The following is a 15,407-nucleotide window of genomic DNA, read 5'->3' on the forward strand; positions in this document are numbered from 1 at the left end:
GAAGGCGGGACCTGCGGGTCCCGCCTTTTTGTTGCCTGCCGTTCAGCGAACCGGGAATAAGATGGGCGCATCGGGTTCAACGGAGGGTTCATGCGTAAATCTGTTCTGGCCGCCGGGCTTGCCGCCTCGCTGCTGCCATCCGCCGCGGTTGTCGCGCAGCCGGCGCCGCCGCCGCGCTATGACGATCGCTACGGTGACCGCTATGACCGCTACGACAGCCGCACCCTAGATGCGGATATCGACGCGGCGCAGCGGCGCTTCGATGCGGCGCAGGCGCGGTTCGATCGCGAACGCGACATCTATGAGCGCGAACGCCAGGCCTATGAGGATGCCCGCGCGCGCTATGAGGCGGAGCGCGAGCGGCTGGCGGCGCGAGCCTATGACGGGCCGACCTGGCGCGGTGCCGACGGGCAGGTCTATTGCAAGCGCAGCGACGGCACGACCGGAACCATCATCGGCGGCGTCGCCGGCGCACTGCTCGGCCGTGCGATCGACGGCGGCCGCCGCAGCGCGGTTGGGACGATCCTGGGCGGCGGCGCCGGCGCGCTTGCCGGTCGTGCGATCGAGAAGAACGGCAACGCGGAATGCCGCTGAATTAGGCTGAGAAGGGCAGGCTCAAGAGGACGAGGTCGTGGACCGCTCCGTCGCGGTCCATGACCTGGTCCTTCAGGCGAGCCTCGCTTCGGAAGCCATGTTCCTCGAACAGCTGGATCGCGCCGCGCTGGTCCGACGTCATGCGCGCGACCAGCTTCTTCAGCTCGCGCTGTTCGGCGACCTTGAAAATTTCCTCGAGCAGGCGCCGGCCGACTCCTTGCCCGCGCAGCTGAGGCGAAACGAGGAGCCGCACTTCCCCGACATGCGTGGACCAGCCGAGCGGGTCGCGCACCAGCGCGCAGCTGCCGACGATCGCGTCGCCGTCCTCCGCGACGAAGCTGTCGATGAAGCCGTCCTCGACCGCTTCCTGCCAGGCTTCGATCACCTTGCGATGTTTCAGGTCGCGGCCAAGGAACAGCAGGTCATGCTCCGGCAGGCCGCGTGCAAAGCGCAGCATCGCTTCGACATCGTCGGGCCGGAACCGGCGGATGGTGACGGGCAGGTGAGTCAAATCGAGCGGATCCATGCGATGGGATTCGGGGCTGTCGCGCCGATCATCCGCCTTTCTTCGGCGATTTCTTGGAGGGTTTGGCGGCGGGTGCAGCCTGCCGGTCGGCGATCTGGGCGAGCAGCGCCTCGATCCGGTCCAGCCGCGCCTCGACCCCGCGCATGCGCGCAGTCATGTCGATCATGTCCTCGCGGCTCGGCATGTTGGCGGCCTCCAGCGCGCGGCTCATCGCTTCCTTTGCCGCTTCCTTGGCCTTCAGGCCCGCGCTGGTCGCGCCTTGCATGGTCTTGGCGAGGTCGCCGGATTTCATCATCTCGGCACTGAACTGGCTGGCGATGCCTTCCCACTGGCCGAGCATCTCGCGGAAGAAAGCGCCGGGATCGGGTTTGGACATCAGGCGATCATCGGTGGGAGCGAGCGGCCCGTCAACCTCGCTCGAAAGGATTCGACTCGACTCAGCATCGCTGAAAGTGGAACATAAAGCGAACATATGAGTCGAATCACCATGGGACGGGCTTTGCGCCTGAAGCGTCTTCGCGCGGAAGTGCGCGGGATCGCCGCCGCCGGTAAGGACCCGGCGGCGGTGCTGCCGTTCGGGCTGGATGCGATCGACGCGCGGCTGGCCAGCGGCGGCCTGGCCGATGCCGGCGTGCACGAAGCGGCCGCGGCGACGCAGAGCTATAGCGACGATGCGGCGGCGACCCTGTTCCTGGCCGGGATCGCCGGACGGCGTGCCGGCAGGCGCGGCACGGTGTTGTGGGTGGTCGCCCGGCGTGACCTGTTCGCGCCCGGCCTGGCGCAGGCCGGGCTTGCGCCGGGCCAGCTGCTGGTGGCCGAAGCCGAACGCGACGCCGATGTGCTTGCGGTGATGGAGGAGGGGCTCAGGCACGGCGCGCTCGCAGCCGTGGTCGGTGAAGTCGGCCGCGCCGGGCTGACCGAGACGCGCCGGCTGCAATTGGCGGCGGAAGAAGGCGGCACGATGGCGCTGCTGCTCCATCGCTGGCGCAAGGGCGATCCCCTGGCCGAGCCTTCGTCGGCGCTCACCCGCTGGCGGATCGGCTCGGCTCCTTCGGCATCGTTGCCGGTGCCGGGCGTCGGCCGCTCCCGCTGGCAAGTCGAACTTGCCCGCCAGCGCGGCGGACCCGGTTTTTCCCTTTTGCTGGAGGCTTGCGATGCGCAGGGTCGCCTCGCTCTACCTGCCCTTCCTTCCCACCGACCGGATCAAGCGGATCGCACCGGCGAGCGCCGGGCAGCCTGAGACCGGCTTGGCGACCGTCCACCGTGCGCGCCAGCGCGTGGTGCTGGCCGCAGTGTGCCGCAACGCGGCGGCGATGGGGCTCACGCCAGGCATGCCGCTGACGCAGGCGCGGGCGATGGTGCCCGGGCTGGACGTGCGTGACGCCGATCCGGACGGAGACGGGGCGCTTCTGCAACGCATCGGCCGATTCGCGGCGCGACGAATCACGCCCTTGGTCGCGCTGTCCGGTACCGACGGGCTGTGGCTCGACCTGACCGGTGCCGCCCATCTGCATGGCGGCGAGCACCGGCTGGGCGCCGGCCTGCTGCGCTTCTGTGCGAAATTGGGATTGGAAGCGCGGATCGCCATGGCGAGCAACGGAGCCGCTGCCGACGCGCTGGCGCGGCACGGGCCCGAGCGGCTGACCTTGTGTTCCGAAGGTGAGGAAGAAGCCGCCCTCGCGCCGCTACCGGTAGCGGCGCTGCGCCTGGATCAGTCCGCCGCGAACGGGATGCGCCGACTCGGGCTGGAACGGATCGGCGAGATGGCTGCCGTCCCGCGCGGGCCGCTGGTGCGGCGGTTCGGCCGGGACGTGCTGCTGAAGCTGGACCAGGCGTTCGGCCACGCGGCGGAGCCGATCGATCCGATTATTCCGCGCGACGCGCCGGCCGCGGCTCTGCGCTTCGCCGAGCCGATCGGCGGAGCGGAGACGATCGCCCGAGCGATCGGCGATCTGCTCGACGATCTGATCGAGCGGTTGCGCGAGGCTGGGCTCGGCGTCCGCGCGCTGCTGCTGCTCTGCGATCGTGTCGACCGGCAGCAGCAACGCGTCGAAATCGGCGCCGCTCGCGCGACTCGCGACAAGGCGCACCTGCTGCGGCTGCTCGGCCGCAGGATCGAGACGATCGATCCCGGCTTCGGCATCGATGCCATGCGCCTGGTCGCCGCGCGCGCCGAGCCACTGGGCGCCGCGGTCGTTGCCGGCGACCTCGCCGCGTCCGCACCCACGGCCGACATCGCGCAGCTGATCGACCTGATCGCCGGCCGGATCGGCACGCAACATCTCTATCGGTTGAGCGCGGTCGAGAGCGACGTGCCGGAACGCAGCGTCCGCAGGATCGCGCCGCTCGACATGCCTGTGCCCTGGCCCGACAGCTGGCCGCGTCCGCCGCGACTGCTGTCCCGGCCAGAGCCGATCGACCATGTCGTCGCCGAATTGCCCGACGCGCCGCCGCGGCGCTTCACCTGGCGCGGCCGGACGCATCACCTGGTCAAAGGTGACGGCCCCGAACGCATCTACGGCGAATGGTGGAAGCGGAGCGGCGAGCGCGATGCGGTGCGCGACTATTTCCGGGTCGAGGACGAGAGCGGCGCGCGCTTCTGGCTGTTCCGCCGCGGCGATGGCGAGGACTCGCGCACCGGCGACCTCAGCTGGTGGATGCAGGGCGGATGCGGCTGACTCCACCACCTTTTCATTGAGCGGCTGCAACAATGTTGTGGATTGCTCAAACGCCGCTTGCGACTCGTGGCGACCCGCGCCATGATTTGTGCAGCGCACAATGATCAGGGCTCGCCTCTCGTGAAGAAGATCGAAGCGATCATCAAGCCGTTCAAGCTCGACGAAGTGAAGGAGGCCCTGCACGAGGTCGGCGTCTCCGGCATCACGGTCATCGAGGCCAAGGGCTTCGGCCGGCAGAAGGGCCATACCGAGCTCTACCGCGGCGCCGAATATGTGGTGGACTTCCTGCCCAAGGTGAAGCTGGAGGTCGTGGTCGATGACGGCCTCGCCGAGCGCGTCGTCGAGGCGATCGCCAATGCCGCCCAGACCGGCCGGATCGGCGACGGCAAGATTTTCGTATTGCCGGTTGAAACCGCGCTCCGCATCCGTACTGGCGAACGCGACGCCGACGCCCTCTAACCGCTCAAGCCTGTTCCCGGAGACGACCTCATGCCCGCCACTGCCGCCGACATCCTCAAGCGCATCCAGGACGAGGAAATCGAATGGGTCGATCTCCGCTTCACCGACCCCAAGGGCAAGTGGCAGCATCTGTCCATGGTCGCAGGCGTCATCGACGAGGACGCGCTGACCGACGGGCTGATGTTCGACGGCTCGTCGATCGCCGGCTGGAAGGCGATCAACGAAAGCGACATGATCCTGAAGCCCGACCTGGACGCGGCCTATATCGACCCGTTCAGCGCGACGCCGATGTTGATCCTGTTCTGCGACGTGGTCGAGCCGTCGACCGGCGAACTCTACAGCCGCGATCCGCGCTCGACCGCCAAGCGGGCCGAGGCGTACCTGAAGAACACCGGGATCGGCGACACCATCTATGTCGGCCCGGAGGCCGAGTTCTTCCTGTTCGACGACGTCCGGTTCGAGAACAGCTACGCGACCAGCTACTACAAGATCGACGATATCGAGCTGCCGACCAATTCCGGGCGCGAATATGAGGTCGGCAACCTCGCCCACCGGCCTCGCGCCAAGGGCGGCTACTTCCCCGTCGCCCCGGTCGACAGCGCCGTCGATATTCGCGGCGAGATGGTCTCGACGATGCTGGAAATGGGCCTGCCCTGCGACAAGCATCATCATGAGGTGGCCGCGGCGCAGCACGAGCTCGGCCTGACCTTCGGCACGCTCGTCGAGACCGCCGACCGGATGCAGATCTACAAGTACGTCGTGCACCAGGTCGCGCAGGCTTATGGCAAGACCGCAACCTTCATGCCCAAGCCCATCAAGGACGATAACGGCTCCGGCATGCACACCCACATGTCGATCTGGCAGGCAGGCAAGCCGCTGTTTGCCGGCAACGGCTATGCCGGGCTTTCGGACATGTGCCTCTATTTCATCGGCGGCGTCATCAAGCATGCCCGGGCCCTGAACGCATTCACCAACCCGTCGACCAACAGCTACAAGCGGCTGGTGCCGGGCTATGAGGCGCCGGTGCTGCTCGCCTATTCGAGCCGCAACCGTTCGGCGTCCTGCCGCATTCCCTACGGCACCGGCAGCAAGGCCAAGCGGGTCGAATTCCGCTTCCCCGACGCGCTCGCCAATCCGTACCTCGCCTACGCGGCGCTGCTGATGGCCGGCCTCGACGGCATCCAGAACCGCCTGCATCCGGGCGACGCGATGGACAAGAATCTCTACGACCTGCCGCCGGCCGAGCTTGCCGACGTGCCGACCGTCTGCGGCTCGCTGCGCGAAGCGCTGGACGCGCTCGAGGCCGACATGGACTTCCTGCTGAAGGGCGACGTGTTCGGCCGCGAGCAGATCGAGGCCTATATCGGGCTGAAGCGCGAGGAAGTGGCGCACTGGGAAATGACCCCGAGCCCGGTCGAGTTCGATATGTACTACAGCAGCTGAGGCGCGGCCACGTCCGCGCCGATGCGGCCAGGCGTAGCCGAGGCCGCACAGCTGCTGTCGGCGGGTCTCGCCAGAGCGACCAACGGCGCGGCTTCGCGGCGCCGCAACCCGCTGGCCTTTTAAGCAATCCCGCGCGATGATCCCGATTCCCACGTGAAAAGGGGAACGTCGCGTGCGCAAGGACCTCGCCCTCGGAACCGCTCTCCTCGCCAGCGCCTGCGGAGGCGGCGGGTCGACACCGACGCCTCCCGCCGCCAACCAGCCCCCACGCTTCACGTCCGCCGCGACGGCAAGCGTGGCCGAGAATTCGCAATCCGGCATCTACACCGCGACCGCAACCGATCCCGAGGGCGCGCCGCTGACCTACAGCATCGGCGGCGGCGCGGACGCCGGGCGCTTCGCGATCTCGCCCGCCGGCGTACTCTCGTTCGCGGCGCCGCCCAATTTCGAGCTGCCAGCCGATGCCGACGGCGACAATGTCTATCGCGTGCAGCTTCGCGCCAGCGACGGCAGCCAAGCCGCGACGCTCGACCTTGCGGTGACCGTCACGAACAGCCGGGAAGGCATCCAGGTGCGCCGCGTCGCGACCGGCTTCGACCAGCCTGTCTTCCTCGCGGCGATCCCAGGCGACTCCCGCGTCTTCGTCATCGAAAAAGGCGGCAAGATCTGGCGGCTCGATCCGGCAAGCGGCGCGAAGACGCTGGCGCACACCGTCACGAACATATCGACGGATGGCGAACGCGGCCTGCTTGGCTTTACGGTCACGGACGATTTCGCGCGCACGAACATGGCGTTCATCGTCGTCACCGCTGCCGATGGCACGATTAACGTACGCCGCATCACCATCGGTACCCAGGAACTGCCGGGGCTCGGGCCATATGACAGCGTCCTGACGATCCCCCACCCCGGCGCGAACAACCACAATGGCGGTTGGATCGGTTATGGGCCGGATGGCTTCGTCTATGTCGCGATCGGCGACGGCGGGGGCGGCGGTGACCCGGGTAACAACGCACAGAATACGAACTCGCGCCTCGGCAAGATCCTGCGCTTCGATCGCAATCCTGATCCGTTCGCCGGCGCTTCACCGCAATATTTCCGCCCGGCCTCCGGCAATCCATTCCTGAATGGCGGCGGCGACCCCTATGTGTTCGCTTACGGCCTCAGGAACCCTTTTCGCGCGTCGTTCGACAATGGCCGGCTGCTGATCGGCGATGTGGGGCAGGGAGCCATCGAGGAGATCGACACTGTGCTGCCCAGCGAACCGGGCCGGAATTTCGGCTGGCGCTTCAAGGAGGGAACGCAGACGTTCAGCGGGACGCCGCCGTCCGGCCTGACCGACCCGGTCAGCCAGTACATGCACGGTTCGGGACCGCGCGAGGGTGATTCGATCATCGGAGGCTATGTCTATCGCGGGCCGGTGGCGTCGCTGGTGGGAAGCTATGTGTTCGCCGATTTCGTCAGCGGCAACATCTGGACCGTCCCCGCATCCTCGCTGATGCAGGGCCAATTGCTGGCGGCGTCGAGCTACGAACGGCGCAACGACGATTTCGCGCCGGATCAGGGCAGGATCGACAATATCGTCTCGTTCGGGATCGACGCCGCGAACAATCTCTACATCGTCGATCTCGACGGTGATATTTTCGAGGTAACGCCGGGATAAGCGCGCCGACAGGCTATGCCCGGCCACCCTGGTCGGCCCACCAGTAGCTGAGCAGGGCGGATCGCGCGGCGCGCACCATACCGTCAGGGTCGGCGCGGAAGCGGGCGAGGGTGCGCAGTACCGTATCGAGCGGGGCCTGCGGCAACGGATGGCAGCTGCCGGGAAAAAGGCCGGTCATCGCATTCGGCAGCACGTGCGCCAGCGCCCGCGTCTCCGCCGCCGTGACGAGCGGGTCTTCCAGGCTCGCCATCAACAAGACCGGCTGATGCACTTGGCGGAGCGCCGTCGCGTCCAGCGGCGGCTCCGACGCGAAGCGCGCGAACATCGCGCGATTGACCTGTGCCAGCGCGCGCCAGTCCTGCGGCGCATGGGTGGAGGCAAGCTGGGTGCCGCGCGGAATGGCGGCAAGCCGCTCTGAATCGAGCAGATGGGTCACGTGGCTGACCGCGCGCTCGTCATAGGCGATCTTGGCCGCGAGCGTGGCGACGCTACGGACGCGCTCGGGATGGTGGGCCGCGACCCAGAGCGCGACGAGCCCGCCGAAGCTGTAGCCGAACCAGTCGGCGCGGCCGAGGCCATGCTCGTCGCATTGCCGCAGCGCATCGGCTGCGATCGCGGCCACCGAGAGCTCGGGCGCAAGCCCGCGGCCGCCATGGCCGAGCAGGTCCGGAACGAATAGCTGCGCCTGCGGGGGGAAACGATCGGTCAACGGCGCCATCTCGCGCGCGGAGCTGTTCGCCCCGTGCAGCACGACCAGCGCCGGCTGCGCGCTCACACCCGCATCGGCATCAGCACGTAAAGCGCGGGCGCGTTGTCGTTCTCGCGGATCAGCGTCGGTGCGGCGGCGTCGGCGAGATGGACCTCGACCATGTCGCCGTCGATCTGGTGGAGAATGTCCATCAGGTAGCGGGCATTGAACCCGATCTCGAAACCCTGGGCGGCATAGTCGCCCGGCACTTCCTCCGACGCGGTGCCGTTCTCGGGGCTGGTGACGGACAGCGTGATCTTGTCGCGATCGAGCGCCATCTTCACCGCGCGGGTCTTTTCGGAGGCGATGGTCGAGACGCGGTCGACGCCTTCCATGAAGCTCTTCGGGTCGAGCTTCAGCAATTTGTCGTTTCCGGTCGGAATGACGCGGCTGTAATCGGGGAAGGTGCCGTCGATCAGCTTCGAGGTCAGAATCGCCGCGCCCAGATCGAAGCGGATCTTGGTGGCCGACAGCGAAACCGTCACCGAGCCGTCGACTTCCTCAAGCAGCTTGCGCAGTTCGCCGACGCATTTGCGGGGAACGATGACGTCCGGCATGCCGTCCGCACCGTCGGGCCGCGGCACGGTCACGCGGGCGAGGCGGTGACCATCGGTCGCGGCCGCCTTCAGCACCGGCTGGGCGTCGTCGGACACGTGGAAGAAGATACCGTTCAGATAATAGCGCGTCTCCTCGGTCGAGATCGCGAAGCGCGTCTTGTCGATGATCTGGCGCAGCGTCGCCGCCGGCAGCTCGAACCGGGTCGGCAGCTCGCCCTCGGCGATCACCGGGAAATCGTCGCGCGGCAGCGTCTGCAGGTTGAAGCGGGCACGGCCGGCCACGATTGTCATCTTGCCTTCGGCGGAGGAAAGCTGGACCTGGCTGCCTTCGGGCAGCTTGCGCACGATGTCGAACAAAGTGTGGGCGGAGACGGTGGTCGCGCCCGGCTGGTCGATCGCTGCTTCGACCGTTTCGACGATCTGCAGATCGAGGTCGGTCGCCATCAGCCGGATGCCGCCGTCGCCGGTGGCGTCGACCAGCACGTTCGACAGGATCGGGATGGTGTTGCGCCGCTCCACCACCGACTGGACATGGGCCAGGCCCCGCAGCAGCGTTGCCCGTTCGATTGTCGCCTTCATGGGTCCCCCCGGGCCGCGTCCGGCCCTGTCAAATCCGGTGTGGGTGAGGCGGAGTCCGCCTCGGGTCACCGGATTTAGTGGACAAAAAAAGGGGCCGGAGCAAGCGCCCCGACCCCTGTTTTCCACAGCCCTCTCTAGGAGAGCGTGCCTTAGAAGCGGAAGCCGAGCCCCGCCACCACCTGGTGACGCGACAGACCCTGCTCGTAGTTCGAGTAGCGATACTCGGCCTTCGCGTAGATATTGGTGCCGAGCTTCTGCTCAACGCCGGCGCCGACGCGCACGCCGTCCAGGTTGGTCGACGCGCTGCTGTTGTTCGCCGGCGTCGCGGTGTCGGTGTAGTTCACCTTGAACCGCGCATTGGTGTAGCCGGCCTTCGCATACAGCAGGGTGCTGGGGGCCACAGCCACGCCGACGCGGCCGCCGACGTAGAGGTCGCGCTTGGCATTGGCACAGATGCGGTCCGTCGCGGTGATGAAGTCGGTTTCGCAGCCCTTTGCGCTGGAATCGGTGGCTTCACCCTCGATACCAAGCACGGCGCCGCCGAGCTGGAAATCATAGCCCAGGCCGGCACCATAGGTGACGCCGTTGCGGTGGCCGCCATCGCCCTTGACGTTGTCGTAGCCGACAATCGCCTCGACACGCGGGCCGGTGAAGGGGGCCGCATTTTGCGCGAGAGCCGGGGTTGCCGCGGTTGCGCCCAGCAGGGCCGCGATCAGAAACTTGTTCATGTTGTTCACTCCACTCGTACCTTTTCTGGTCTGCCCCGCCCGGCGATGAAGGGGGATGCCGGGCGAGAGCCGCCAGATGCGCCTGAACGGATGAACCCCCGACAACGAAACATGAACCTGAGACAACAAGCCGGGCTGTGGCAAATCCGCCACAGTCGCTTGCCGCGCATGCGCGGCGCATGTAGAAGCGGCGGCAAGTACCGGCGGTATCATCCGACCGGAGAATGATAGAGTGACGGCAGAATGGCGGACGTTTCGCCCCTGCCGCTGCAGCCCGGCCCGAACCGGGCGCGCACGGCCCCCTATTCCCCGGTTCCGGCACCGCAGCGCCGCACCTATGGCGCTCTGGACCTCGGCACGAACAATTGCCGGCTGCTCATCGCCCGGCCCGGACCCAGCGGCTTCGTCATCGTTGACGCCTTTTCCAGGATCGTGAGGCTGGGCGAGGGGTTGGCGGCGAACGGCCGCCTGAGCGACGCGGCGATGGACCGCGCTGTGTCCGCGCTGCGCGTCTGCGCCGACAAATTGCGCCGCCGGCACGTGCATATCTGCCGCTCGGTCGCGACGGAGGCATGCCGCCGCGCCGCCAATGGCGCCGAGTTCGTGGCCCGAGTCAGGCGCGAGACCGGCATCATGATCGACATCATCCCGGCCGAGGAAGAAGCGCGCCTCGCGGTGATGGGCTGCCACGTCCTGCTCGAGGAGGGGGACGGCCCGGCTTTGATCTTCGACATCGGCGGCGGATCGACCGAGCTGGTGCTGGTCGACACCGCCGGCCGCCTGCCGCGCACGATCGACTGGTACAGCGCGCCCTGGGGGGTGGTCTCGCTGACCGAAGTGGAACCCGGCGACGCCTCGACCCAGGAAGGCCGGCTCGACATCTACCGCCGCATGCGGGCGCGGGTCTCGAACAGCTTCGCCGCTTTCGCCGCGCGGCTCCCCCGAGGGGCGCGCGAGCATCTGCGGCTGCTCGGCACCAGCGGGACGGTGACGACGCTCGCCAGCGTCCATCTCGGGCTGGCCAGCTACGACCGCAGCGCGGTCGACGGCCTGATCGTGCCGGCGGAGTCGATGCGCCGGGTCAGCGACATGCTGTCGCGCAAGTCACACGCCGAGCGGGTCGAGCTGCCCTGCATCGGGCACGAGCGCGCGGATCTGGTGGTGGCGGGATGCGCGATCCTGGAATCAATTCTCGACATTTTTCCGGCCGAACGCCTGGGCGTCGCCGACCGCGGCATCCGCGAAGGCATATTGCGCACGCTGATGGCGCGCGACGGCTTCGAATGAGGGACGAGTCATGAGGGGCTCCGGGCGCCAGCGGGTCAAGACCGCGCGGAATCGCACCGCGGCGTCGACGCGCTGGCTGGAGCGGCAGCTGAACGACCCCTATGTGAAGCGGGCCAAGGCGGAAGGCTATCGATCCCGAGCGGCCTACAAGCTGATCGAGCTCGACGAGCGGTTCGGCGTGCTGAAGGGCGCGAAGCGGATCGTCGACCTGGGCGTCGCGCCGGGCGGCTGGGCGCAGGTCGCGAAGAAGCGCCACCGCGACGCGACGGTGGTCGGAATCGACCTGCTGCCGACCGACCCGATCGAAGGCGTCACGCTGTTCCAGATGGACTTCACCGACGATGCCGCACCCGAGCGGTTACGCGCCGCGCTGGGCGGGCCGGCCGACCTGGTGATGTCCGACATGGCCGCGAACACCGTCGGCCACGCCCAGACCGATCACCTGCGCACGATGGCGCTGGTCGAGAGCGCGGCCTGGTTCGCGATCGAGACGCTGCGGCCCGGCGGCGGCTTCATCGCCAAGGTGCTGGCCGGCGGCGCCGACAACGATCTGGTCGCGCTGCTGAAGAAGCATTTCGCGACCGTGAAACACGCCAAACCGCCCGCGAGCCGCAAGGAAAGCTCGGAGTGGTACGTCATTGCCCAGGGATTCAAGGGAGGAGCGTCAGAATAGCCGCCTTGCGAAACCAGGTCCGGGTTTATCCCCCTCCCATGGGGATCTGAATCGTGTTGTCGCTATGGTCAAGAGGATCGGCCCGCTCTCCGCCCCATTGCGAAGACATGGTGGCTGGGCAATCATCCGGGATCGACCAGGCCCGGCTGTCGATTGGCGGATGGCGATCAGGGGAGACGAACGCTGCGTATCATTGGCTTCACGGCAATGGCGGCTGCCATGGCCGCTTGCGCACCGGCCGGGGCTGCGGACCGCGGGATCAGCTACGATTGCGATACGCCCGCGGGGCACTTTTCCGAGCTGGTGCTGCCGGCGCCATCGGGCGCGTTCGTCGTGGAAGGCAAGGTCACGCTTCGGCAGATCGCCGCGATCGGCGACTTTCTGCCGGGCGCGCGGCTGGGCGTGGCCAGCGCGCCGTCAGCCGCCGGCAAGGCGCCGGAGGAGGTCGCGGGCTTCGTGCTGATCGCCGTGCCGGCGAACAAGCTGAAAAAGGGCGCGGGCAAGGAGCTGGTGCAGTTCATCGAATGGGACCGTCACGGGGCCGGGGCTGAAGGTGAGCAAACGCAAGACCCGTTCGCGATCACGGCCGCGCCGCAGGAGCACAGCTTCCGCCTGAGCTATGATGGCGGAGCGGTGACGGTGACGATCGGCGGCGCAGAGCGGCGGTTCCCTTTTCAGGCGAGGGAGCCGGTTGTGCGCCTCGTCTGCTCGACGGGGGAATTCCTCTACACCGATTTGCGCATTGTGCCGCAGGGCTGACAGCGGCAGCGGCCAGCGCGGAGCCTATTTGGTCGCCTGGATCACGCTGATCCGGCCATCGCTTTCGATGCAAGCCGATTTGACCTTTGCGAGACCCTCGAGGCCTTCCTTGCGCAAATGGCTCATCAGCTCCGCCTCGGTCAGATACTCCCGACGCATGCTGCGCCGGAGGAGCTTGCCTTCGCGGATGACCTCGATCGGAGGCGCGGAGGCGAGGCGCTCGATCGCGGGGAAACGGTAGCTCATCGCGTTGACGCACCAATTCCAGGCCATCAGGGTGATGATCATGACGAGAGCGTCGGCAACGGACGAGTAGTCGCCGAGCGCGTGCGCCGCGGCCTCCGCGATCAGAAGGACGAAGATGAGGTCCATGGTCGCCAACTCGCCGCCCGTGCGCCTCGGCATGATCCGCACCAGGGCGAGCACGCCGAAATACAGCGCCGTGCCGCGCACCAGCAGCTCGAGCAGGGGAGTTTCGAGACCGAATGTCTCGTGCCAGTCGACGGGAAGCAACGCCAAGAACGCACCTGTAAGCCTGATGTCAGTTGGTCACCAACACTGTGGCCGCGTGCTCGTTCCGCATCCGACATCAAACCCGGCCTACGACCGCTCCCGTGCCTCCGCGACCGCTTGCTTCAGGGCGTCGTAGCCGACCGCGCCACTGAGCACCTGGTTGCCCACCACCCAGCTGGGAGTGCCGGTGAAGCCCAATGTGCGGGCGAGTTCGATGTTCTGACCGAGCTCCTGTTCGGCGCGCGGGGCGTTCATCGCGGCCGCGAGCTTCGCCTGGTCGAGACCGGCAGCGCGAGCAGCGGCGGCGATCGTATCGGGGCTGGGGCGGCCGGCGGCGTACAGGGCGTCGTGGAAGGCAGCGAAGCGGCCCTGCTCGGCGGCGCCCAGGCTGGCGCGCGCGGCGACCTCGCTTTCGCGGCTGAGGATCGGCAGCTCGCGGAACACGACCTTCACTTTCGGATCGTCGCGGACCAGTCGTTGCACGTCGGGCAGGCTCGCTTTGCAGTAACCGCAGGCATAGTCGAAGAACTGGACGAGCGTGACGTCGCCGTCCTTCGCGCCGATCCAGGCGCCGGCATAGGGCGTCTCGATCGCCTTGCGGTACGGCGCGATCTGGGCTGCGACCTGCTTCAGCCGCAGCCGGTCCATCGCTTCCTGCAGCACTTCCGGATTTTGCAGCAGATAGGCGCGCACGCCTTCGCCGCCCCGGCCCTGGAGCGCCGCGGCGGTACCGAGCGAGGCAACGACCCCGGAGAGCAGCGCGACGCCCGCATAGGGAAGCCAGCGCGTCATTGGGTGCCATCCCCCCGATCCTTCTTCTTCTTTTTGAGGTCGGGTTCGGAAACCATGAGGATGTCCTGCGCGCGGACCCAGTCGGGCGAACCGCGCGGAATGCCGGCCATCGCCATCTTCGCGTTCATATAAGCCAGCTGCGCATTCCCTTCGAGGTTGTAGCGCTCGGCCGTCGCCAGCGCGGCGCGGGCCTGGTCGCCCTTGCGGTCGTAGATGATGCCCAGCTGATACCAGGCAAACGGGTTCTGGTTGTCCTTCGCGATCGCCGACCGCAGCACCTTCTCGGCTTCCGGGAAGTTCTTCGGGTCCTCGGTCGCGATCAGCGCATGGCCGAACAACGACGTGATCAGCGGATTGAAATGCGTCAGCTCGGTCGCCTCGCGCAGCTCGGGCAGCGCCTCGGCCGGCTTGCCGGATTCGAGCAGGATCTGGCCCTTCAGCTCGAGGAAATAGGGGTCGTGCGGCGCGGTGGCGAGCAGCGCGTCGGCTTCCTTCAGCGCCTGGTCGGGATAGGCGGAGCGGTGCCAGGCATAGGCACGAGCATAATGCGCCGGCACGGACTGGTCGGTTTCGGGATATTGGCGCATCACCTGCGGCGGCTCCAGCACATAGCCCTGCAGCTTGGCCTTGATGCGGGCGAAGCGCGCGTCGAGCGCGGGATCGGTCTTCGCGTCCCAGGCTTTCGACTTCTGCAGCGTGTCGGTCAGCGTTGTCACGCGCTCGCGGTCGAGCGGGTGGGTCTGGTCGTACGAATTCTCGGGGTTGTAGCCGTAGCGCAGCGACTGGTTCTGCAGCTTCTTGAAAAAGGCGATCATGCCCTTGCCGCTGATCCCGGCCTTGTCGAGGAACGAGGCGCCGGCGGCGTCCGCGCTCGATTCCTGGACGCGGGTGAAAGCGAGGAACTTGCCCAATGCCGCGCGCTGGCCCGCCATCAGCACCCCGGCGCCGGCATCGCCCGCGCCGGCCGCGATCGCCGCCGCGCCAATCAGCAGCGACAGCAGCATCACGCCGGTCGCCGCCTTTGCCCCTTCGGCCATGCGGACGATATGGCCGCCGGTGATGTGGCCGATCTCGTGCGCGATCACGCCCTGCACCATGTCGGTATTGTCGGCCGCGGTGAGCAGGCCGGAATGGATATAGACGATCTGCCCGCCGGCGACGAACGCGTTGATGCTCTTGTCGAGCAGCAGCACGATCTGCACGTTGCGGGGATCGAGGCCGGAGGCGATCACGATCGGCCGCGATATGTCCTGCAGCCAGGCCTCGGTCTCGGCATCGCGGAGCACCGACTGCGCCGCGACCGGCCGGACGAGCACCGCGAACGACACCAGCAGCGCAAGCAAGGTGCGGAGCAGAAGCTGGGGCCTGGACGTCATACGCGTGCCATCCTCGCGGCTGGCTGAACCTTTTG

General features: G+C 67.5%; 17 protein-coding genes. 9 read left to right on the forward strand and 8 right to left on the reverse strand.

Features of this window, described 5'->3' with window-relative positions:
- Positions 1-90 precede the first annotated feature (90 nt).
- Positions 91-594 carry a glycine zipper 2TM domain-containing protein gene (locus GON01_RS15230; protein WP_157028189.1) on the forward strand — a complete coding sequence of 168 codons (504 nt, stop codon included), beginning with the start codon at positions 91-93 and terminating at the stop codon, positions 592-594.
- 1 nt (position 595) lies between these two features.
- Here the strand turns inward: GON01_RS15230 and GON01_RS15235 are convergent, their stop codons facing one another.
- Both GON01_RS15235 and GON01_RS15240 read right to left on the reverse strand, forming a co-directional pair.
- Entirely contained in the window at positions 596-1,120 is a 525-nt protein-coding gene (locus GON01_RS15235) for a GNAT family N-acetyltransferase (RefSeq protein ID WP_232328870.1), read from the reverse strand.
- Positions 1,121-1,148: 28 nt separating this feature from the next.
- Positions 1,149-1,496, reverse strand: coding sequence for a hypothetical protein (locus tag GON01_RS15240; protein ID WP_157028190.1), 348 nt, complete (start codon positions 1,494-1,496; stop codon positions 1,149-1,151).
- Between the two features lie 96 nt (positions 1,497-1,592).
- Between GON01_RS15240 and GON01_RS15245 the strand changes: the two genes are divergently transcribed.
- The 5 genes from GON01_RS15245 (at position 1,593) to GON01_RS15265 (ending at position 7,360) form a co-directional block, all read left to right on the forward strand.
- On the forward strand, positions 1,593-2,360 hold the full coding sequence (locus GON01_RS15245) for an ImuA family protein (protein WP_232328871.1): 768 nt from the start codon (positions 1,593-1,595) through the stop codon (positions 2,358-2,360).
- Positions 2,275-3,798 carry a DUF6504 family protein gene (locus tag GON01_RS15250; protein ID WP_157028191.1) on the forward strand — a complete coding sequence of 508 codons (1,524 nt, stop codon included), beginning with the start codon at positions 2,275-2,277 and terminating at the stop codon, positions 3,796-3,798. Before GON01_RS15245 ends, GON01_RS15250 begins: the two co-directional genes overlap by 86 nt.
- Before the next feature lie 120 nt (positions 3,799-3,918).
- Entirely contained in the window at positions 3,919-4,257 is a 339-nt protein-coding gene (locus tag GON01_RS15255) for a P-II family nitrogen regulator (protein WP_181600006.1), read from the forward strand.
- A 30-nt stretch (positions 4,258-4,287) separates the two neighbouring features.
- Positions 4,288-5,700, forward strand: a complete 1,413-nt coding sequence (gene glnA / locus GON01_RS15260; protein WP_157028193.1) for a type I glutamate--ammonia ligase — start codon at positions 4,288-4,290, stop codon at positions 5,698-5,700.
- Positions 5,701-5,872: 172 nt separating this feature from the next.
- Positions 5,873-7,360, forward strand: coding sequence for a PQQ-dependent sugar dehydrogenase (locus GON01_RS15265; RefSeq protein WP_157028194.1), 1,488 nt, complete (start codon positions 5,873-5,875; stop codon positions 7,358-7,360).
- Between the two features lie 13 nt (positions 7,361-7,373).
- Here the strand turns inward: GON01_RS15265 and GON01_RS15270 are convergent, their stop codons facing one another.
- The 3 genes from GON01_RS15270 to GON01_RS15280 all read right to left on the reverse strand — a co-directional run bounded on the left by GON01_RS15270 (position 7,374) and on the right by GON01_RS15280 (position 9,972).
- Positions 7,374-8,135: an alpha/beta fold hydrolase gene (locus GON01_RS15270; RefSeq protein ID WP_157028195.1), complete on the reverse strand. Its 762-nt coding sequence runs from the start codon at positions 8,133-8,135 to the stop codon at positions 7,374-7,376.
- Positions 8,132-9,244 carry a DNA polymerase III subunit beta gene (gene dnaN, locus GON01_RS15275; protein ID WP_157028196.1) on the reverse strand — a complete coding sequence of 371 codons (1,113 nt, stop codon included), beginning with the start codon at positions 9,242-9,244 and terminating at the stop codon, positions 8,132-8,134. Before dnaN ends, GON01_RS15270 begins: the two co-directional genes overlap by 4 nt.
- A gap of 149 nt (positions 9,245-9,393) precedes the next feature.
- Positions 9,394-9,972: an outer membrane protein gene (locus GON01_RS15280; protein WP_157028197.1), complete on the reverse strand. Its 579-nt coding sequence runs from the start codon at positions 9,970-9,972 to the stop codon at positions 9,394-9,396.
- 243 nt (positions 9,973-10,215) lie between these two features.
- On the opposite strand from GON01_RS15280, the gene GON01_RS15285 reads away from it, so the two are divergent.
- The 3 genes from GON01_RS15285 (at position 10,216) to GON01_RS15295 (ending at position 12,691) form a co-directional block, all read left to right on the forward strand.
- Positions 10,216-11,259, forward strand: a complete 1,044-nt coding sequence (locus tag GON01_RS15285) for a Ppx/GppA phosphatase family protein (RefSeq protein WP_157028198.1) — start codon at positions 10,216-10,218, stop codon at positions 11,257-11,259.
- A gap of 10 nt (positions 11,260-11,269) precedes the next feature.
- Positions 11,270-11,932 (forward strand): RlmE family RNA methyltransferase, encoded by a 663-nt coding sequence (locus GON01_RS15290; RefSeq protein ID WP_157028199.1) that lies wholly within the window; start codon positions 11,270-11,272, stop codon positions 11,930-11,932.
- A gap of 153 nt (positions 11,933-12,085) precedes the next feature.
- Entirely contained in the window at positions 12,086-12,691 is a 606-nt protein-coding gene (locus GON01_RS15295; protein WP_157028200.1) for a hypothetical protein, read from the forward strand.
- 24 nt (positions 12,692-12,715) lie between these two features.
- On the opposite strand, the gene GON01_RS15300 is transcribed toward GON01_RS15295, so the two are convergent.
- From GON01_RS15300 to GON01_RS15310, 3 genes are all read right to left on the reverse strand, one after another.
- A complete protein-coding gene (locus tag GON01_RS15300) occupies positions 12,716-13,210 on the reverse strand; it encodes a DUF421 domain-containing protein (RefSeq protein WP_157028201.1) in 495 nt (164 codons plus the stop codon).
- A gap of 81 nt (positions 13,211-13,291) precedes the next feature.
- The gene (locus tag GON01_RS15305; RefSeq protein ID WP_157028202.1) at positions 13,292-13,996 is read right to left on the reverse strand and encodes a DsbA family protein; all 705 of its coding nucleotides are present in this window, start codon (positions 13,994-13,996) and stop codon (positions 13,292-13,294) included.
- A complete protein-coding gene (locus tag GON01_RS15310) occupies positions 13,993-15,372 on the reverse strand; it encodes a M48 family metalloprotease (protein WP_157028203.1) in 1,380 nt (459 codons plus the stop codon). Before GON01_RS15310 ends, GON01_RS15305 begins: the two co-directional genes overlap by 4 nt.
- Positions 15,373-15,407 lie beyond the last annotated feature (35 nt).

It is taken from the genome of Sphingomonas horti (assembly GCF_009753715.1).
Lineage (GTDB): Bacteria > Pseudomonadota > Alphaproteobacteria > Sphingomonadales > Sphingomonadaceae > Sphingomonas_B > Sphingomonas_B horti.